The organism is Corynebacterium glutamicum ATCC 13032, from assembly GCF_000011325.1.
Lineage (GTDB): Bacteria > Actinomycetota > Actinomycetes > Mycobacteriales > Mycobacteriaceae > Corynebacterium > Corynebacterium glutamicum.
Genome location: NC_003450.3, coordinates 3,166,025 through 3,184,664, shown reverse-complemented (window position 1 = coordinate 3,184,664; position 18,640 = coordinate 3,166,025). Strand labels below are relative to the sequence as shown.

Sequence of the window (18,640 nt, the reverse complement as noted above, 5' to 3'; positions counted from 1 at the left end):
TTATGGCAATCGGAGATACTAACATCACCGTCGTTGGCAACATTGTTGCTGACCCGGAACTCCGCTTCACCCCATCGGGTGCAGCAGTGGCTAACTTCCGCATTGCATCAACTCCCCGCTCGTTCAACCGCCAAACCAACCAGTGGGAAGACGGCGAAGCCCTCTTTCTCACCGTTAACGTTTGGCGTCAGGCAGCTGAAAACGTTGCAGAGTCCCTGTCCAAGGGTATGCGCGTTATCGTCACCGGTCGCCTCAAGCAGCGCTCCTATGAAACCCGTGAGGGCGAAAAGCGCAGCGTTTTTGAGGTCGAAGCGGATGAAGTCGGACCATCACTAACATTTGCCAAGGCAGATGTCCAGCGCACACCGCGCGGTGGAAACTCTGGCGGAAACTACGGTGGCGGCAACCAAGGTGGTGGCCTCGGTGGAAACCAAGGCAACCAGCAAGGTGGATTCAGCAACCAGAACTCTGGCGGCTTCGGTGGAAACCAAGGCAACCAGCAGCAAAGCAACCAGGGCGGATTTGGTGGAAACCAAAACCAGTCCCAGGGTAACAACTTCAACCAAGGTGGATTTGGCGGAGGCAGCCCACAGGCAGCACCGGACAATGACCCTTGGAATTCTGCACCACCAGCTGGCTCCGGCGGGTTCGGCGGCGCAGACGATGAGCCACCGTTCTAAAGCTTTTCTTTTCTAAAACATTCACAAACACTCAAAAACCACGAAAGGCAGGGATCATGAAGCTGATCCTCACCGCCGCCGTTGAAAACCTTGGTGTCGCTGGCGACATCGTAGAGGTTAAGAACGGCTACGGACGTAACCTGCTGCTCCCCCGTGGCCTGGCAATCGTAGCCACCCCGGGTGCTGAGAAGCAGATCGAGGGCATCAAGCGTGCCCAGGAGGCTCGCGAGATTCGCGACCTCGACCACGCTCGCGAAGTTAAGGTAGCACTGGAAGCACTTGAAGGTGTTACCATTGCAGTCCGCACCTCCGAGAGCGGAAAACTGTTCGGCTCCGTTAAGACTGACGACATCGTCGACGCAGTCAAGGCAGCCGGCGGCCCGAACCTGGACAAGCGTGCCATTGTTCTCCCGAAGAACCTGGTTAAGACCACCGGTAAGTACCAGGTAGAAGCAAAGCTCACCGACGGAATTGTTTCCCGCGTGAAGTTTGAGGTCGTCGCAGCGTAACGACAACGCGCACGCGACGGCGGTGATCTACCCACAGAAGAGGTAAATCACCCAACGACAACAGCATTCTTCAGCCCCACTCCAAACAGCAGGAGTGGGGCTGAAGTATTTTTTATCTAACACACTTTGACAAATATACAAGGGATATTTTCCCGAATTTAAAGTTATCCCAGGCCTGTGGATAACTGTGAGTAATTGTGGATAGTTAACCTTCTATTCTCTTTCTGTATAACCCCTGCTTAGGCCTATTGTCGGTGAGTTTGGGACACTAAAACCGCAGGTGAGAATAGTTATCCACCGATTGAGACTAGTTATCCACAGTGTGACACGCCGTCGTGACCTGCAGATATGACTCAATTCATGTCAATTGTGGGGAAGTTATCCACAAGTTATCCACAGGCGTGGAGTGCAAATGTGTGCAACTTTTAAAAACTGTGGATAATTAGGGTTGTTAACCTAACGCTCTGTGGATTGTTTTTGTAAAAGAATGTGTCTGTACGGCTTGTTGAGTTGGAAATCACAAAGCCTCGGGGTGGGGGCTTTCGTGCCTTCTGGAAAGGCCTATGCAGGGGCTAGAGTGAACTTAGAATCAGATTGGGGAAAAGAAAATGGCTACAGATACACACGCCGCAAGTTTTGATGATGACTACGTACCTCCACAGGAGCCAAGCGATTCCTTCGCGGATGACGCACACGTAGATGTCCCTGCTCCGGCGTTTGAAGATTTCTCCCCGGCCCAGGCCTTTGGTCAGGGAACTAGGGGAGGAGACTCTCAGGGCTTCAAGAAGAGGGGTCGCAAGGACGAGTCCCGTGAATACCGAGACTTCCGCCAACCTCCCTATGACAATGACGCTGAGATGGGCGTGCTGGGCGCGATGCTGCTCAGTCCGACCACGGTCATCGACATTCTGGATATCCTCACCCCAGAAGACTTCTACAGGCCGTCCCACCAGCTGATTTTCCAGGCGATCATTGACCTGTTCAGTGACAACCGTGATATTGACCCCGTGATTGTCTCCGGTCGCCTCGATCGAACCAACGATCTGGACCGCGTCGGCGGTGGCGCGTACCTCCACGACCTCATCCAGTCCGTTCCCACCGCAGCCAACGCGCGCTACTATGCGGAAATCGTTTCGGAAAAGGCAGTGCTTCGCAGGCTTGTCGACGCCGGCACCCGCGTCGTCCAGCTCGGCTACGAGGGCGATGAAGGCGCCGAAATTGACGCGGTGATTGACCGCGCGCAGCAAGAAGTCTTCGCCGTTTCCCAAAAGAATCAGAGCGAAGACTATGCAGTCCTAGCCGATATTCTGGATGAAACCATGGCTGAGCTGGAAATGCTCAACGACGGCGGCATCGCCACCGGTATTCCAACCGGCTTCAAAGATCTCGATGACCTCACCAACGGTCTGCGCGGTGGCCAGATGATCATCGTTGCAGCTCGTCCTGGTGTGGGTAAATCCACCATCGCCTTGGACTTCATGCGTTCGGCATCCATCAAGAACAACATGGCGTCTGTCATTTTCTCCTTGGAAATGTCCAAGTCAGAGATCGTGATGCGTTTGCTCTCTGCAGAAACAGAAATCCGCCTGGCTGATATGCGTGGTGGAAAGATGGATGAAACCGCATGGGAAAAGATGGTGCAGAAGTTAGACAAGGTAGCCCAGGCACCTTTGTTCATCGATGACTCCGCGAACCTCACCATGATGGAAATCCGCTCCAAGGCCAGAAAGCTGAAGCAGAAGCATGATCTGAAAATGATCGTGGTGGACTACCTCCAGCTGATGAGCTCCGGTAAACGCGTGGAATCCCGTCAGCAGGAAGTCTCCGAGTTCTCCCGTCAGCTCAAGCTGCTGGCCAAAGAACTCGATGTGCCGTTGATCGCGATTTCCCAGCTGAACCGTGGACCTGAATCCCGTACCGATAAGCGACCACAGCTTGCTGACCTTCGTGAATCCGGCTCGCTGGAGCAGGACGCCGATATCGTTATGCTGCTATACCGCCCAGACTCCCAGGATAAGGACGACGAGCGCGCGGGCGAGGCCGACATCATTTTGGCTAAGCACCGTGGTGGCCCGATCGATACCGTCCAGGTGGCGCACCAGCTGCACTATTCACGTTTTGTGGACATGGCGCGCGGTTAAGAAAAGTTCATTTTTCTAAAGGCAGTGACTCCGATGTGGGGCACTGCCTTTAGTGATTCTAAGTCACTCAGCCCAGGCAATCCTATCTTTGGCAAGACTTACCGACATAGACTGACCTGCAAAGTTGTTCTAGAATAGCCATATCGTTGACGTAGAGATATGTTGCGATATATCGTTAACTTCAGTTCAAGAACAGGAGATAATGATATGCATTTTGAAGAACTAAACAATGAATCTTGTGGATCACGCGGATCCGGAGAATTCAGGGGAAGGCCGGGCAGGCGTCATGCTCAACGGCACGCTGAAGGGCACGGACATGGACATCATCACGGCAGGCGACCCGGACGTGGTCGCGGTGGACGTGCTGGCAGAGGCGATCTGCGCAATGTGATTTTGGTGCTGCTGGAAGCTGAGTCAATGCACGGCTACCAGATCATCACCACCATCAGTGAGCAAACAGAAGGTAACTGGACTCCAAGCCCAGGAACCATCTATCCAACCTTGTCCATGCTTGAAGATGAAGGCCTGATTTCCATCTCCCATGAAATGGGCAGAAAAATGGCGCGCCTTACAGAAGAAGGCGCGCAGGAAGTGGCAAAGAACAAGGATGCGTGGGGATCAATTCTGGAGGCTTATCGCAATCCAGAATCCCGAGAGGTGCGGGTGTTTAACATTCGCTCTGAGTTTCACAAGGTCAGGGAAGCAGCGAAAGCTGCTCCCGACGATAAAGCAGAGCAAATAATCGAGATTTTAAGGAGAGCAGCAGATGACATCAAGAGACTATAACCCCAGTACCATGCAGCTGCGCGAAGATATCGTGGTCACCCGCACCCAGGGTGCCACGGTTATCGCGAACCTGCCCCGCAATTTGGAGGACTTCCGCCAGGCGCAGAAACGCACCATCGTTGGGCAGGTGAAAAACTGGTGGAAGGATCTCACTAATCAGCGAGAGACTTACCCTTCTGCTCAGGCAGCGTAAACGCCGCAATCGCTGCGATCGCAAACGCGGTGGCAAAGAGAGCGAACAAAGCAATTGGTCCACCAAAAGCAATCACTGGCGGAACAATGAGCGGAGCGATGATGGAAGCAATGCGCCCGAATCCCGCGGCAGCACCCGTTCCAGTTCCACGGACATTAGTGGGATAAAGCTCCGGCCCAATGGCATACAGTGCGCCCCATGCGCCCAGGTTGAAGAAGGATAGTAAACAACCTGCGACCAGGATCTGCCACTCCACATTTGCCAAGCCGTAGAGCGCTGCAGAGATAGCAGAACCAACCAGGAACGTGGCCAATGTGCTGCGACGGCCCCACTTTTCAATCAACCACGCTGCAACCGCATAGCCTGGAAGCTGAGCCAAGGTGATGATCAGAGTGAATTGGAAAGACTTCACGAGGGTGAAACCGTCGGCAACCAGCAGCGATGGAATCCAAATGAAGGCTCCGTAGTAGGACAAGTTGATGCAGAACCACACGATCCACAGCGCGACGGTGCGCTTGCGCAAAGCAGCTGACCAGATGGATACGGAACCCTCGGCAGCGTTGTCATGAACCACAGCGGTGGTGGCATCGGCAGCTTTACCTTCGGCAGCGGCAGCTTCTTCGAAGGAAACAACGATGGCTTCTGCTTCGTCGTGCCGGCCTTTCTTCTCCAGGAAACGTACTGATTCTGGAAGTCCGAGACGGACATACACCGCGTAAATTGCAGGGACACAGCCAAGAGCTAACGCCCAACGCCAACCATTATCGGATCCTGCCACGACAAAGGTTCCGACGATTGCAGCCATGATCCAGCCCAGCGCCCAAAACGCCTCCAGGATAACGACCATGCGGCCACGAACTTTTCGTGGAGAAAACTCGGAAATCAGAGTGGATGCAACGGGGAGTTCAGCGCCCAGGCCAAGTCCAACGACGAAGCGCAGCGCCATCAACATTGCCAGCGACACTGAAAGCGCCGACGCGCCAGTGGCAACGCCATAAACTAGCAAAGACAACGCAAAAACTTGTCGACGCCCCAACTTGTCCGCCAGCAAACCGCCCAGCGAAGCGCCGATGGCCATGCCAACGAAACCGATGGATCCGAGCAGGGAAGTTTCAGTAGGGGATAGGCCCCAATGAGTGGCCAACGCAGCCATGACGAAAGAGATCAGTCCGACATCCATGGCATCCAATGCCCAGCCGATACCTGAGCCGCCAAGAATCTTTTTATGTTTGGAAGTTACGGGCAGTCGATCGAGCCTGTCATTCCGGGTTAGGTTCATGCCCGAAAAGATTACTCGCTGTGACACAAAATATTTGCCTTTAAAATCAGAAGTGGGCGTCGATAAGCAAAACCCGTACACGCAAACGGCCACCCCGGCTGAGCGCACAAGCGCTACCGTGGGTGGCGGTCAAAAAAATAGGCGCCCCATTTTGGGGGTGGCAATCTCATCGGAATCGATGAGATGAATGTGTAATTGTGCTACCGCCCAGAAACTTTGTAGCCCGCGTTCGCGACAGCCTCAATGATTTCCTCGTCAGTGAAACCTTCACCAGTCACCGTGACGCGGCCGGTCTCAATATCAATATCCACACCCTGGGTGCCCGCAACAATGCCGATTTCATCCTCTACGGAAGCTACACCGTTTGCGCAGGTCAAACCCTCGACGTGGTAATTTTTGGTACTCAAAATTCTCTTCCTTCCGATGTGATGAAATCCAGCGGACTCTGAAACGTGTCCACCGTCCAATGTACGATGTGCAGTGAATCAGACGAGCTGCCGGTCAATGAAGAAAATCCTTGGCCGGGAATAACTACAGTCCGCTGAAAGTTGGTCTATATATAGACCTTACAAATCTTGAACGGAGATTCTTAATGGCAACCATCGATGTAACCGAAGAAACATTTGAGAGCACAGTTACCGGCGACGGAATTGTCCTCGTAGACGCATGGGCATCCTGGTGCGGACCTTGCCGCCAGTTCGCCCCAACCTACGAGAAGGTTTCCGAAACCCACACCGACGCAACCTTCGCCAAGCTTGATACCGAAGCAAACCAGGGCCTGGCTGCAGCACTGCAGATCCAGTCCATCCCAACTCTGATGGTTTTCCGCGACGGCATCATGGTCTACCGCGAAGCCGGCACCATGCCAGCTCCTGCACTGGATGATCTGGTCAACCAGGTTAAGGCACTCGACATGGATGACGTTCGTCGCCAGGTCGCAGAGCAGCAGGGTTCTGCAGAGGCATAAGCTTCCAATTGTGTTTTGGTGAAAACCGCTGAGGAGAACTTCTTCTCGGCGGTTTTCGTCCTTTTTGGGAGCTTTGGGGTCTTGCGGCTTTTGAGGCTTTTGTGTCTGTTGCGGGGTTTTGGGGATGGCTGATTTGGTGGCGATTTAAGGCGTCGAAAATGTCGAAGGGGCCAGAGTGTGGGTTTGGCCTCCTTAGACCGTTTGAAGCGAATCTAGAGGGGCACTTTTTCTGAGGTCAGGGTGGGATTTTGGGTGTTGTTGCAAAGTTGGGGCAGTAGGAAGAGCGACGTGAAATAATCACAGCCATGGGTATCTTCTCCGGTCGTCATTTCCCCGTGAGATCATTCTGTGGGCAGTGCGCAGGTCACTGCCGCTACGGGGTGAGCTGACCTAAGATCTGGAGGAAATGATGACTTCAGCGGGGCGTGCCGGTCGATCACACCATGATCTACCGCTGGGTCCAGAAATACGCCCCTGAGCTGGACAAGCAAACACGGTGGTACCGGCAGGTGCCTGACTGGCAGGCCAGTTCCTGGCGGGTGGATGAGACCTATATCCGGGTCGGCGGCAGGTGGTGCTACCTCTGATCTGGCGATCACCGCCGGTGGCCAGACCCTGGACTTTTACCTCTCTCCGAAGCGGAACGTGGCCGCAGCGAAGCGTTTCCTGGCCAAGGCCCTCAGATCCAATGCGTCAGCCGGGTATCCCAGAGTGATCAACACCGATAAAGCACCCTCCCTAGCCAGGGCAATCACCGAGTTGAAGTCAGAGGGAATCTGCCCGCCAACAGTGGAACACCGGTAGGTGAAATACCTCAACAACATCCTGGAAGGCGACCATGGTCGGCTGAAACGGATCCTCGGGCCGAAAGGCGCGTTTAAGAACTTAGACATCTGCATATCGGACGTTGAAAGGGATGGAGGCGATGCACTCATTGCGGAAAGGGCAAGGCATGATGTTTGCCCTCACGGGCAACCGAACCCGGACGCGGTGATCGTCAACCGGGTCTTCGAGACGGCCTAACAACGCCCACACGCAGCGGCGATCAGGGAATGAGAAACTGAGTCTTCGCTGCTCTCCGCCCAACTTTGCAACAGCACCGTCACAGTGCAGCTACATGAGATCGGGGATCTGGTGCACAGGGGAAAGCCCCACCGGGAAGACCTGGAGGAAACCGGCGGGGCTGGCTGTGGCGATTGTGTCGTTAGGCGCTCAGCGTCTCCTTCGCGGCGTCAGCAGTACTGACGTCTGCCTTGTCCTTGTCTTCCTTCAGGGTGGGGCGCAGCAGGAGCATCGCAATCGCGATGACCAGCAGGACGGAGGCCTCGTGGACGAGCATGCCAATCGACATGGTCACTCCACCGAGCAGGACACCGGCCAGCAGGATCGTGACAGTGAGCAGGGCGATGCCGATGTTGACCCGCATGGTGCGCACCGTGCGCTGGGCCAGACCCAGGGCGTAGGGCAGCCGCGGCAGCTTGTCGGCCATCAGGGCGATATCGGCGGTCTCGATGGCGGCAGGCGAACCGGCCGCACCCATCGCCACACCGATGTCCGCGGTGGCCAGTGCCGGGGTGTCATTGACACCGTCGCCAACCATGGCCACGACCCGGCCCTGCGCCTGCAGCTCCTTGACGATCTCGAGCTTGTCCTCAGGCATCAGTTCTGCCCTCACCTCATCGACACCGAGCTCGGCGGCGACGTTGCGGGCGACGCGTTCGGCATCACCGGTGGCCATGACCACGCGGATTCCCTTATTGTGCAGGGACCTGATCGCGGCCGGGGCATCATCTCGGATGGTGTCGGCCACAGCGACGATGCCCACGGCCTTGCCGTTGATGCCGACGTACATGGCGGTCCTGCCCTGTTCGTTGAGCTCGAGAATGCGGGTGTTATCCGGGGTGTGATCGAGCAGGTCGGCTGAGCCCACGGCCACGGTGGCACCGTCCACGTCAGCGCGGATGCCGCGGCCGGCGACCGGTTCGGCCTTTTCTACCATCGCCACGGTCAAGCCCCTGTTCTCCGCGCCGCGGATGATGGCCTCGGCCAGGGGGTGCTCGGAGGCGGTTTCCGCGCGGGCGGCCAGGGTGAGCACCTCATCGTCCGAGTAGGCGGGGTCAAGGACGTCGACGTTGGTCAGCTCGGGGCGGCCGTTGGTCAGGGTGCCGGTCTTGTCGACGACTACGGTGTCGACCTTCGCGGAGGTCTCCAGGTATTCCCCGCCCTTGATCAGGACGCCGTCCTTGGCGGAGCGGCCGATACCGGCGACGATCGAGACCGGGATCGAGATGACCAGGGCACCCGGGCAGGCGATGACCAGCAGGGTCAGGGCCAGTTCAACGTTCAGGGTGATCAGGCCGACGGCCAGGGCGGCGATCATGACGCCGGGGGTGTAGTACTTCGAGAATTTCTCCAGGAACGTCTGGGTTTTTGCCTTGTCATCCTGGGCGTCTTCGACACGGTGGATGATCTTGGCCAGGGTGGAATCCGAGCCGATGCCGATCGCCTCAATGCGCAGCACACCGGAGCGCAGCCAGGTGCCGGCGAAGACCTCGGAGTCCGCGGCCTTCTCGGCCGGGACGGATTCTCCGGTGATGGTGGCCTCATCGACCCCACCGTGTCCGGAGAGCACGCGTCCATCGACGGGGATCTGCTCGCCGTTTTTCACGAGCACGACGTCACCGGGGGCCAGTTCCCAGATCTCAACGGTTTCGGGCTCACCGTCGCGCAGCACGGTGGCGGTCTCGGGGGCAGCGTCCACCAGGTCAGACAGTGCCTTGCGGGTGCGGTTCATCGTGGCCTTCTCCAGTGCCTTGCCGAGGGCGAAGAGGAAGGTGACGGCGGCGGATTCCCAGTAGTTGTTGATGAACAGCGCGCCGATGGCGGCGACGATGACCAGCAGGTCAATCGAGATCATCCTAATGCGCAGGGCCTGGACGGCGGAGAGGGCGATCTGCCAGCCGGCGACCACCGCGGCGGCGATCATGAATCCGTCTGACAGCCACCCAGCGGGGGTGAGCCAGGACAGGATAATCAACAGGCCTGAGACGGCGACGATGCCCCAGGTTTTCCAGGTCTTCATGATGGGTGTCCTTTACTTTTTGAGGGTCTTTTTCTTGTGACACTCATTAAGTTAGGACAATTCCGGAGAAACTTCCTTGACCTGGATCAATCACCCACACACCTCCGACCTGACGAGGTGGAGCAGAAGAGCATGCCACGTGGCCTGTCAACGCCAGGAACCCACCAGCACCGCACGGTGCTGGTGGGTTCCTGGCGTGGAGATGACGTGGCGTCGATCATGCTCCTTTCCCGGGTACTCGGATAGGGGGTGTTTAGTAGGCCGAGGGTTTGGCGGTACAGCCGGGGTCCATGAGAGGGCCGGTGTGAGTGCTCAGCCATTCCCGGATCGGGTGGCGGCCGTGTGGGTCGGGCGCCGCAAGGGAGGGGAACAGGGCGAGGTCGTCATCTACGCGTCACTGGTAGGCGTCACGGGTCTCCTTGAGATGTCCTAGGTGGATAGTGTCGTCCTGGCCCGCAGGACGGCTCACGCGGTACAACGCCGCCACACTGTGATAGGCGGGAGTAGCCGTTGCGTATGGCACCCTGGATGTCGCCTGTATTCAGGGCTCGAGTTCTTGCGAGAAGATTCGGTCCCTGTCGTTCACGGGTCGGTGTGGACATGAGGACAGCGCGGCTCCCACTTCGGAAAGATGGTCCAGTCGCTAATGATCGTGGGCGTTGACAACGGCGTTGACCTTGGCATCCACAGCCTCCAGTGTGCTCAAGTCCAGGCGGGCAGTGTCGGTGTCCACGCCGTGCCCCTTCATCAGGAAGTCCAGCTTCGGGTGCAGCTGGGCGAGGGTATCGTTCGCCATGCGGGAGGGGTCACCGCCGTGGGCGGCGCATAACGCGTTCGCCTTGGCGTGCAGTGAGGAGACGGATTCGAGGTCCAGATCCGACTCGTCGAAGTTCTCGACCCCGTGGTCCTTGAGCAGGAAGTTCATTTTCTCGTGGAGACTGGCAAAGGTTACTTCGGCCATGGTGGTGTCCTTTCATGATGAAGATCAGGTGTTTTCTGTGATACTCATTAAGTTATGAACAATCCGGAGAAAGTACCTTGATCCGCATCAAGTACCCGCAAAGTGAGATATGGATCGCAAAAAGACTGTGGTGCTCGTAGCCCGGGGGCACAGATGGCCCGCCGGCACTTTCTGGTGCGGGCGGGCTTGTGGGGTCGGGAGTGCGTCAGATCGCCGACGGCTTGGCGGTGTAACCGACCTCGGCTACCGCGGTGACCAGGTCACGTACGGAGACCTTCTGTGGGTCGTGGGTGATCAGGATGCGTCCGGAGGAGAACTTCACCTCCGCATTCTCCACGCCGTCCAAACCATTCAGCTTGTTTTCGATCTTGGCGACACAGCTCGGACAGGTGAACTCATCAGAGCGCAAGGTGGTGTTCTTCAGCGTGGCGGGGGCGGTCATCGTAACCAGGTCCTTTCATCTTTTATCGTCATGTTCCTGTGCTTGCACCTTTAAAGATACGGTCCTTTCCGGGTTAATTCCTTGACCTGGATCAAACAACGACAAATCTCTCCTACCGGGAAATTGTCCTGGGAAAGAGAGAGGGATGTGGGCGTTTAGAGGCCGGCGACCAGGTCGGCCAGGGCCTGGTGGTTGGTAATGGCGATCCATTCGCGGCCGGAGTCGATGACACCGGTTTTCTTCATCCGCGCCATTGCCCGGGAGGCGGACTCGACGGTGGTGCCGGCCACGTCGTCGCGGCGCAGGCGGACCTGCAGCAGGCTGGATCCGTCTTGTCGGATTTGCCCGAGCTTGGCGTCCAGGTGTTGGAGGGCGGCGGCCACGCGCTGCTCGACAGTCGAGGTGGTCTGTGCGGTCTCGCGTTCCCGGGACCGGACCAATTGGTCCTGCTGCATCCGCATGATCGCCAACGCCAGTTGCGGGTAGGCGTCCACGACCTCGGCCAGGGCCTCGACGGGCAGGTAGAGCGCGCAGGTGGTCTCAATCGCCCAGGAGTTGGAGATCATTGAGGACGGCACGGGTGCGGTGCTCGTCTCGGAGCAGGCAACCACCTTCGACAACGGGTTCATCGGCTACTCCTACTTCACCACCGGTACGGACGGAGCCACCTGCATCACCGACCTTCGCCTCAGGGCCTCCCCACTGCCGCAGGTTTAACCGGTACTAGCCGGTTTTTCGGGATTCATGGTGCGCAACCGTTGAGGCGGTGTGGGATATGCATGTCAGGGTCCTGCCGTCCCCGAAGGGTGACGACGGAGAAAAATGCCTGCTCCTGCTGGGAACAGGGGCAGGCCTCACCTAGGGCATCGAGAGGCCCTGGGCACGCTGTGGCAAGCGACACCGACCTTAGCGGCACGAAGGGGCCTGCGCGATAGATCCCCCAATGTCGGTGGGGTCCTTCGTGATCACTTCTTTCACTCTTTGATCCACGTCATGGTCTCGCGGTGATCATCTTCCTACCGTGACAGGCAAGGCCGCAAACGGCCGTGACCACAGGAAAGAAATTCACGAGGAGAGGAAGCACACGATGTCGAAGGTATACGTGTCCAACGAGTACGGCGGCCCGGAAAACCAGGAACTGATCACCCGCAACACCCCCCAGCCAGGCCCGGGAGAACTCGGGGTCAAGGTCCACGCGGCCGGGGTCAACCCGCTTGATTGGAAGGTCCGTTCCGGGGTTGCCGGAACCCCGCGAGAGCTTCCGGCACCCCTGGGCGAGGAGGCCTCCGGGATCGTCACCGCCGTTGGAGACGGTGTGGAGGGCTTCGCGGTCGGCGATCCGGTGCTCGGCCTGGTGGCCCCCGGCGTCGGCGGATATGCCGAGGACACCCTGCTGGTGGCAGAGAGTACCGTGCTAAAGCCGGAGGAGATCTCGTTCACCGACGCCGCCGCGATCCCGGTCGCTGGGGCGAGCGCCTACGCCGGCACTCACCAGGTCGAGCTTGAACCAGGCCAGTCGTTGCTGATCAATGGGGCCGGTGGTGGGGTCGGGCTGATGGCCGCGCAGATCGGACGGGTCCACAAGTTCCAGGTCGTCGGCGTTGACCACGAGGACAAGCGCGAGCTCATCGAATCCACCGGTGCTATCTTCGTCGCCACCGGCGACGCCGTCGCGGAGCAGGTGCGTGCGCTGCTCCCTGACGGTGTGGACGTAGTCTTCGACCTAGTCGGCGGGGAGGCGTTGCGGGTGGTTGCTCCCTTAGCGAAGAATCCGGCGCACGTGATCTCGGCGGCTGATGCTGCCACCGTGGGAGAACTCGGTGGACAGGTGCTGCGCCGCACCCCGGAAATGGTCGGACAGATCACCGGGGTGGTCCAGTACGGGCTGGTCGACCCGAAGGTCGATACGACCTACCCGCTGGAACAGGCCGGTAAGGCCCTGGCCCACGTTGAGCAGGGCCACGCCCGCGGCAAGATCGTCCTCGAGCTCATCACCTCCCAGGACTAACCAGACAACGCGGTGACCTCCCTCAGGAACACCGCGGCCGGGCGGTGGCTTCGGTCCAGGACAATGGTGGTCGGGATGACCGAGGTCGGCACCCCACCCAGGGCCGCAGCGATACGAAACGGCGGGTCGTAGATCGAGGGATAGGTCACCGCGTTGTCGAGTTTGAAGTCCTGGGCGATGGTCTGGTTGTAGTCACGGACGTTGATGCCCAGCACCGTGCCACCGAGGGGGTCGAGAGTCTCCTGGACAAGCTGCAGGTCATCGACTTCCGCCCGACACGGTGCACACCACTGGCCCCAAGCGTTGAGGACGACGACCTCGCCTTCAAAATCAGACAGGCTGATCTCCTCACCCTCCTCCATCAGCGACGGGCCGGAGAAGTCCGGCAGCGGGGCACGTTCCTCCTCTGCGTAGATAATCTCGGTTTGGCCTCCTGGTGAGTGGAACTGGAAGGTGCCCCCCGACGGCGACGGCGTTTCGGGCGCCGTCGCCTGAGGAACAGGCCACCAGGGTCACGGCGGTGAGCACCGCGGCAACCGCGATGGCGGCTCTGCGGGGTGTGCTCGGCATGGATTAGATCTCCTTATTCCGGGGCGGTGAGGAAGAAGACGGTGTTCTGGTTGTCCCGGAAGACCACAACACCGAGGAAGGTCATCGTGCTGCCCGGTGGGTGGTCTGCAGCGACTCTGCCCACCTCGGCACTCAACCCTGCTGTGGGGGTTACTCGTAGCGAAGCGAGCTGACCATCCCGGTTTCCATGTGATAGGCGTTATGGCAGTGAAATGCCCACTCACCGGGGTTGTCAGCGATCAGGTCGGCGATCATGGTTTCACCGTGGCGGAGAAGGACGGTGTCCTTGCGTAGCCCGCCGCTGCCGGGCAGCGCCCACGTGTGGCCGTGGATGTGCATGGGATGGGGCATCATGGTCCTGTTGCGCATGACCATCCGCAGGCGCTGGCCCTCCTGCACGGTCGCGGAGGAGGATTGGCCGTCGGTGAGAATGCTCCATTCATACGGCATCATCTGCCCGCCCAGGTCGATGCTGACTTCTCGGTCTGGTGTGCCCTCGGGCAGGAGTGCACGGTCTGCTGGCTTCAGGGAGGACAGAAGCAGTCCGGTGGACGACAACTCGGGGAAGTCGACATCGGGGCGGGGGGCCTGGCCGCCGGCGGTGCGGATGACGGCGAAGGCGCGGTCGTCCTTACCCACCGCCAAAGCCGTGAGCGGGAAGATGCCGTCGCCGAGGATGACCTCGACGTCGACACGCTCGCCCATCGACAGGTAGATCGATTCGGTCTCCCAGGGCTGGACAGGGAAGCCGTCGGTGTGGGTGACAGTCATGCGGTGACCACCGAGGGCCACCTTGAAGATGGTGTCACCGCCGGAGTTGATAAACCGCAGGCGGGCCTTGTCGCCCGGGCGAGCCTCGAAGGTCCGGTGAGCACGGGGGATACGTCCGTTGATGAGGTAGTGCGGATACATCACATCGCCGACATCCCCGCCCAGTACCCGGTCCGGGGTGCCGTGCATCATCTGGCCGTGACCTCCCATTCCCATCCTCCCGTTATGGTCGCCCGAACCCATTCCGGTGAGCTTGTCGAGCTCATCGTCGGGAGTGCCCTGAATGCCATCGACCCAGTCGTCGAGCACGATGGTCCACTCGACGTCCTGGTCCTCAGCGTCTTGCGGGTCACGGATGATCAGTGGGGCGTGGAGGCCGCGATCAAGCTGCAGGCCGGTGTGGGAATGGTAGAAGTAGGTGCCACCGTGGGGGACTTCAAAAACATAGGAGAAAGACTCGCCAGGTTCAATGGGGTCCTGGGTCATGCCGGGCACACCGTCGGCTGCGTTGTGGAGTGCGATGCCATGCCAGTGGATGGAGGTGCTCTCAGGCAGTTCATTGGTGATATCGACCTGGAGGACGTCGCCGGCGGTGGCCTCAATGGCCGCATCCCCGGTGTCAGAGACGTATCCCCACGTCTTGGCTTCGATGCCGCCGATATCCAGGGAGAGGGGCCGGGCGGTCAGTGTCCGGCGCACCGTCGGCTCACCGAGCGCAGTGGGGGTGGGAGTGGGGCGAAGGGAGGGACCTGGTGCCGAGGCAGCGGGTCCAGGGTCGCTGGTGCAGGCGGCCACGGCCCCGGTGCCGGCGAGTACGAGCCCGCCGAGCAGAAACTGTCGCCGGGAAAAACTACTTGTCATGGTTAAACCGTCCTTGGTGCAAGTCTGAGTGACACAGGGGAAGGATCAGGGGAAACCCGCTGCTGAGGCATCAGGTCAGGCGCAGGTCCGTGACACAGGTGGCCCCGTCCTCGGTGGTGGAGAACTCGGTGACACCGGTGCGCCCCTGATGGGTGATCTCGATGGTGCCGGTGGCATCATCGGGAAGCCAGAAGCCGACAAACCCGTTGTCGAAGGTGGTGGTTTGCTCATCGATCAGGACCTCGCCGGTCGCTTCATCGGTGATCGTGACCTGGATATCCTCATTGTCGAGTTCCCCCAGGCAGGTCGTGAGGCTGTGGTAGAAGCAGTCGTGGGTGGAGGTGAGGTAGGGTGCGATCGAGACATACGTCTGATTGTCGGGAAGATCGACCACGACTTCCTGGTCATCGCTCGAGAGCAGCAGTTCATCGGCACGCACTGAGGCGATCAGATCCGTGGGACGCTCAGTGACCTTCTGCCGGTCGAGGTGATCAATGATCTCCACCGCGTCCATGGCGGCCAGGCCATGGGTAGTCAGGAATGTATCCTGGGACACCGTCCCGTCGGCGGTGGGTTCCGGGTCGGCGGCCGAACACCCCGTGAGGGCGAGGGTAAGGGCGGCGGCTGCGATCGCTGCTCGTTTCACGTCAATCTCCTTGGATCGTGGTAAGACCGTGAGAAGACACCGCCTCAAGGTCGATGCCATACCTTTTCTAGCACGGGTGCCTGACGGCCCAGAAATCAAAAACCCTGCTCACAGCCTTATAACAGGGCGAAAAGGGGGTGACTCCGGTGGGCTGGGTCACCACCGGGACACCACCCCACAGCCGTGGACGATGTCCTTCTACCCGCCCCGGGTATGCGGTGCAGGCAGTGAAATCCCTGGTGACGCCTGCTGAACCGACCAGGGGAGGCGATGCCGCCGGCCCGGGGTGGGGCACAGGGGTGACGGCGGTCGAAGGGTGATGTTTGAAGATTTGATGAAGATTTCCCCGCCGGGCACTGAACGAGGGTGGTATTCCCCCCGGCCGAAGCGATACTGGGGTCTATGGCTGACCGCACACCGACCACCGCCACGCCCCCGGGGCGGGTGCTGGTCGTCGATGATGAACAACCCCTGGCTCAGATGGTGGCCTCCTACCTCATCCGGGCCGGCTTCGACACCCGCCAGGCGCACACCGGCACCCAGGCCGTGGACGAGGCCCGTCGCTTTTCCCCCGATGTTGTGGTGCTGGATCTGGGGCTGCCCGAACTCGACGGCCTGGAGGTGTGCCGACGGATCCGCACCTTCTCGGACTGCTACATCCTCATGCTCACCGCGCGTGGCAGCGAGGACGACAAGATCAGCGGTTTGACCCTGGGGGCGGATGACTACATCACCAAACCTTTTAGCATCCGGGAACTGGTGACCCGGGTGCATGCGGTGCTGCGCCGCCCGCGCACCAGCACCACCCCACCGCAGGTGACCACCCCCTTGATCGTTGGTGACCTCATCCTTGACCCCGTCGCCCATCAGGTGTGGGTGGGGGAGACGACCGTGGAGCTCACCCGCACGGAGTTCGAGCTGCTGGTTGCCCTGGCCCTGCGCCCCGGCCAGGTGCTGACCCGCCACGACCTGATCACCGAGGTCTGGGACACCACCTGGGTCGGCGATGAACGCATCGTCGATGTCCACATCGGCAACTTGCGTCGCAAGCTCGGCACCGACACCCGGGGCCGGGGGTTTATCGACACCGTGCGTGGCGTGGGCTACCGGGTGGGGCAGCCATGAATCACAGACCCGGCCTGACCTTCCGCTTCCTGGCCGCCCAGGTGTTGGTCGTGGTGATTAGCCTGCTGGTGGCCGCGGCCGTGGCCACGATGGTGGGCCCGACCCTGTTCCATGATCATATGTTGATGACCGGCCGGGAGGACCCCTCGCTGGAGCTGTTCCATGCCGAGCAGGCCTACCGGGACGCCAACCTGATCACCCTGGCCGTCGCCCTGCCCACCGCCTTGATCAGCGCCCTGCTGGCCAGCCTGTGGTTATCGCGTCGCCTGCGCACCCCCCTGCAGGATCTCACCCGCGCCGCTACCAGCCTGACGGCCGGCAACTACCGTATCCGCGTGCCCGCCGGAGAAGCAGGCCCCGAGGTCACCACCCTGGCGCATGCCTTCAACACCATGGCCGACCGGCTGGAACACACCGAACAGGTCCGCCGCCAGATGCTCTCTGATCTGGCCCACGAAATGGGCACCCCCTTATCGGTGCTCACGGTCTACCTCGATGGTCTCCAGGACGGGGTCGTGGACTGGAATAATGCCACCCACACGATCATGGCTGACCAACTCACCCGCCTGACCCGGTTGATGGAAGACATCGACGATGTCTCCCGGGCCCAGGAACACCGGATCGATTTGGACCTGGCGGAGGAAGGGCTCGGGGATCTGCTCCATACCGCCGCTGCTGCCGCGGGGGAAGCTTATGCTGACAAAGGCGTCGATTTACAGGTCGAGACCATTATGGACACCGTCCGGGTGCTCGTGGACCGGCAACGCTTCGGCCAGGTGATGAGCAATCTCCTGTCGAACGCGCTACGGTACACCCCGGCCGGCGGGCAGGTCCGGATCAGCGTCCACCGACAGGGGGCGTCCACCGCGCTCATCCACGTCGCCGATGACGGCGAGGGCATCCCACCTGGCCAGCTCGGACACATCTTCGAACGCTTCTACCGGGGGGATGCCGCCCGCAGCCGGGACAACGGCGGGGCCGGTATCGGTCTGACCATCTCCAAGGCATTGATCGAGGCCCACGGCGGCACTCTCACCGCCACCTCTCCTGGCCCCGGTGCCGGATCGGTCTTCACCATCCGTCTTCCCCTGCACCAGGAAAACGTGTCCCTGATGCTCAGTGACCCCACTCCCGGGGACAATAATTCTGATGACCTCGGCAGCGATCCGTATCAACCCCTTGACAATACCCCATAGGGGTATACGATGGGAGGGGAAACCCCGCCTGATCCCCCGATCCCACAGGAGCGATCCGATGACCACCCCGACTTCCCCCTTGCTGCCGCTGGCCTCCGACGGTTGTGGATGCTGCGCGCCCTCTACACCGTCCGCGACCGTCTCCGCCTCGGCCGTGGCCGCGGCAACCGACGCAACACCTGAAGGTCCCACCACCTACCAGGTCACAGGCATGACCTGCGGACACTGCGCCGACAACGTCACCGAGGCGGTGAGCGCTCTGCCCCAGGTCGACGACGTCCAGGTCGACCTCATCGCCGGTGGGGTCTCCATCGTCACGGTCACGGGTTCCGTGCCCCTGGAAACCGTCCACCGGGCAATTGAGGAGACCGGCTACACCGTCTTGTCCTGATCGATTCACCCATCATCTCGACCCCGACCGGG

Annotated in this window: 20 protein-coding genes and 2 pseudogenes; 13 read left to right on the top strand and 9 right to left on the bottom strand. The window is 60.0% G+C overall.

Annotation, left to right across the window (positions count from 1 at the left end):
• Positions 1–2 precede the first annotated feature (2 nt).
• From CGL_RS14860 to CGL_RS14840, 5 genes are all read left to right on the top strand, one after another.
• Positions 3–680 carry a single-stranded DNA-binding protein gene (locus CGL_RS14860; RefSeq protein WP_011015545.1) on the top strand — a complete coding sequence of 226 codons (678 nt, stop codon included), beginning with the start codon at positions 3–5 and terminating at the stop codon, positions 678–680.
• Between the two features lie 56 nt (positions 681–736).
• On the top strand, positions 737–1,189 hold the full coding sequence (gene rplI / locus CGL_RS14855; RefSeq protein ID WP_011015544.1) for a 50S ribosomal protein L9: 453 nt from the start codon (positions 737–739) through the stop codon (positions 1,187–1,189).
• Between the two features lie 608 nt (positions 1,190–1,797).
• On the top strand, positions 1,798–3,330 hold the full coding sequence (gene dnaB / locus CGL_RS14850) for a replicative DNA helicase (RefSeq protein ID WP_011015543.1): 1,533 nt from the start codon (positions 1,798–1,800) through the stop codon (positions 3,328–3,330).
• A gap of 207 nt (positions 3,331–3,537) precedes the next feature.
• Positions 3,538–4,116 (top strand): PadR family transcriptional regulator, encoded by a 579-nt coding sequence (locus CGL_RS14845; protein ID WP_011015542.1) that lies wholly within the window; start codon positions 3,538–3,540, stop codon positions 4,114–4,116.
• Positions 4,097–4,309, top strand: coding sequence for a hypothetical protein (locus CGL_RS14840; RefSeq protein WP_227747687.1), 213 nt, complete (start codon positions 4,097–4,099; stop codon positions 4,307–4,309). Before CGL_RS14845 ends, CGL_RS14840 begins: the two co-directional genes overlap by 20 nt.
• Here the strand turns inward: CGL_RS14840 and CGL_RS14835 are convergent.
• The gene (locus CGL_RS14835; protein ID WP_003861178.1) at positions 4,269–5,588 is read right to left on the bottom strand and encodes an MFS transporter; all 1,320 of its coding nucleotides are present in this window, start codon (positions 5,586–5,588) and stop codon (positions 4,269–4,271) included. The genes CGL_RS14840 and CGL_RS14835 overlap by 41 nt on opposite strands.
• A 200-nt stretch (positions 5,589–5,788) precedes the next feature.
• Positions 5,789–5,995: a heavy-metal-associated domain-containing protein gene (locus CGL_RS14830; protein WP_011015540.1), complete on the bottom strand. Its 207-nt coding sequence runs from the start codon at positions 5,993–5,995 to the stop codon at positions 5,789–5,791.
• Positions 5,996–6,180: 185 nt separating this feature from the next.
• Between CGL_RS14830 and trxA the strand changes: the two genes are divergently transcribed.
• Together trxA and CGL_RS14820 are read left to right on the top strand one after the other, a co-directional pair.
• Complete coding sequence (gene trxA, locus CGL_RS14825) at positions 6,181–6,555, top strand: thioredoxin (protein ID WP_003861174.1); 375 nt, start codon at positions 6,181–6,183, stop codon at positions 6,553–6,555.
• 305 nt (positions 6,556–6,860) lie between these two features.
• Positions 6,861–7,578: pseudogene (locus tag CGL_RS14820) on the top strand (IS6 family transposase).
• A 181-nt stretch (positions 7,579–7,759) separates the two neighbouring features.
• On the opposite strand, the gene CGL_RS14815 reads toward CGL_RS14820, so the two are convergent.
• The 4 genes from CGL_RS14815 to CGL_RS14800 form a co-directional block, all read right to left on the bottom strand.
• Entirely contained in the window at positions 7,760–9,637 is a 1,878-nt protein-coding gene (locus tag CGL_RS14815; protein ID WP_011015537.1) for a heavy metal translocating P-type ATPase, read from the bottom strand.
• Positions 9,638–10,280: 643 nt separating this feature from the next.
• On the bottom strand, positions 10,281–10,598 hold the full coding sequence (locus tag CGL_RS14810; RefSeq protein ID WP_011015536.1) for a hypothetical protein: 318 nt from the start codon (positions 10,596–10,598) through the stop codon (positions 10,281–10,283).
• 205 nt (positions 10,599–10,803) lie between these two features.
• Positions 10,804–11,040 (bottom strand): heavy-metal-associated domain-containing protein, encoded by a 237-nt coding sequence (locus CGL_RS14805; RefSeq protein WP_011015535.1) that lies wholly within the window; start codon positions 11,038–11,040, stop codon positions 10,804–10,806.
• Positions 11,041–11,195: 155 nt separating this feature from the next.
• The gene (locus tag CGL_RS14800) at positions 11,196–11,606 is read right to left on the bottom strand and encodes a Crp/Fnr family transcriptional regulator (RefSeq protein ID WP_227747686.1); all 411 of its coding nucleotides are present in this window, start codon (positions 11,604–11,606) and stop codon (positions 11,196–11,198) included.
• Between CGL_RS14800 and CGL_RS14795 the strand changes: the two genes are divergently transcribed.
• Together CGL_RS14795 and CGL_RS14790 are read left to right on the top strand one after the other, a co-directional pair.
• Complete coding sequence (locus CGL_RS14795; RefSeq protein ID WP_227747685.1) at positions 11,575–11,757, top strand: hypothetical protein; 183 nt, start codon at positions 11,575–11,577, stop codon at positions 11,755–11,757. The two genes, CGL_RS14800 and CGL_RS14795, sit on opposite strands and share 32 nt — an antisense overlap.
• Positions 11,758–12,061: 304 nt before the next feature.
• Positions 12,062–13,048 (top strand): NADP-dependent oxidoreductase, encoded by a 987-nt coding sequence (locus tag CGL_RS14790; RefSeq protein WP_231838278.1) that lies wholly within the window; start codon positions 12,062–12,064, stop codon positions 13,046–13,048.
• Here CGL_RS14790 and CGL_RS14785 read toward each other — a convergent pair.
• From CGL_RS14785 to CGL_RS14775, 3 genes and pseudogenes are all read right to left on the bottom strand, one after another.
• Positions 13,045–13,618 (bottom strand): annotated as a pseudogene (locus tag CGL_RS14785) (TlpA disulfide reductase family protein). The gene CGL_RS14790 and the pseudogene CGL_RS14785 overlap by 4 nt on opposite strands.
• A gap of 150 nt (positions 13,619–13,768) precedes the next feature.
• On the bottom strand, positions 13,769–15,250 hold the full coding sequence (locus CGL_RS14780) for a multicopper oxidase family protein (protein ID WP_003859486.1): 1,482 nt from the start codon (positions 15,248–15,250) through the stop codon (positions 13,769–13,771).
• A gap of 70 nt (positions 15,251–15,320) precedes the next feature.
• Entirely contained in the window at positions 15,321–15,896 is a 576-nt protein-coding gene (locus CGL_RS14775) for a CueP family metal-binding protein (RefSeq protein ID WP_011015531.1), read from the bottom strand.
• Between the two features lie 402 nt (positions 15,897–16,298).
• Here CGL_RS14775 and CGL_RS14770 point away from each other — a divergent pair, with 402 nt between their 5' ends.
• From CGL_RS14770 to CGL_RS14760, 4 genes are read left to right on the top strand one after another with little or no spacing between them, the layout of a single operon-like run.
• Positions 16,299–17,021: a response regulator transcription factor gene (locus tag CGL_RS14770; protein WP_011015530.1), complete on the top strand. Its 723-nt coding sequence runs from the start codon at positions 16,299–16,301 to the stop codon at positions 17,019–17,021.
• Positions 17,018–18,217, top strand: a complete 1,200-nt coding sequence (locus CGL_RS14765; RefSeq protein ID WP_011015529.1) for a sensor histidine kinase — start codon at positions 17,018–17,020, stop codon at positions 18,215–18,217. Before CGL_RS14770 ends, CGL_RS14765 begins: the two co-directional genes overlap by 4 nt.
• A 9-nt stretch (positions 18,218–18,226) precedes the next feature.
• A complete protein-coding gene (locus tag CGL_RS15795; protein ID WP_011015528.1) occupies positions 18,227–18,400 on the top strand; it encodes a hypothetical protein in 174 nt (57 codons plus the stop codon).
• Positions 18,372–18,608 carry a heavy-metal-associated domain-containing protein gene (locus tag CGL_RS14760; protein WP_011015527.1) on the top strand — a complete coding sequence of 79 codons (237 nt, stop codon included), beginning with the start codon at positions 18,372–18,374 and terminating at the stop codon, positions 18,606–18,608. The genes CGL_RS15795 and CGL_RS14760 overlap by 29 nt, the downstream gene beginning before the upstream one ends.
• The last annotated feature ends 32 nt before the right edge of the window (positions 18,609–18,640 follow it).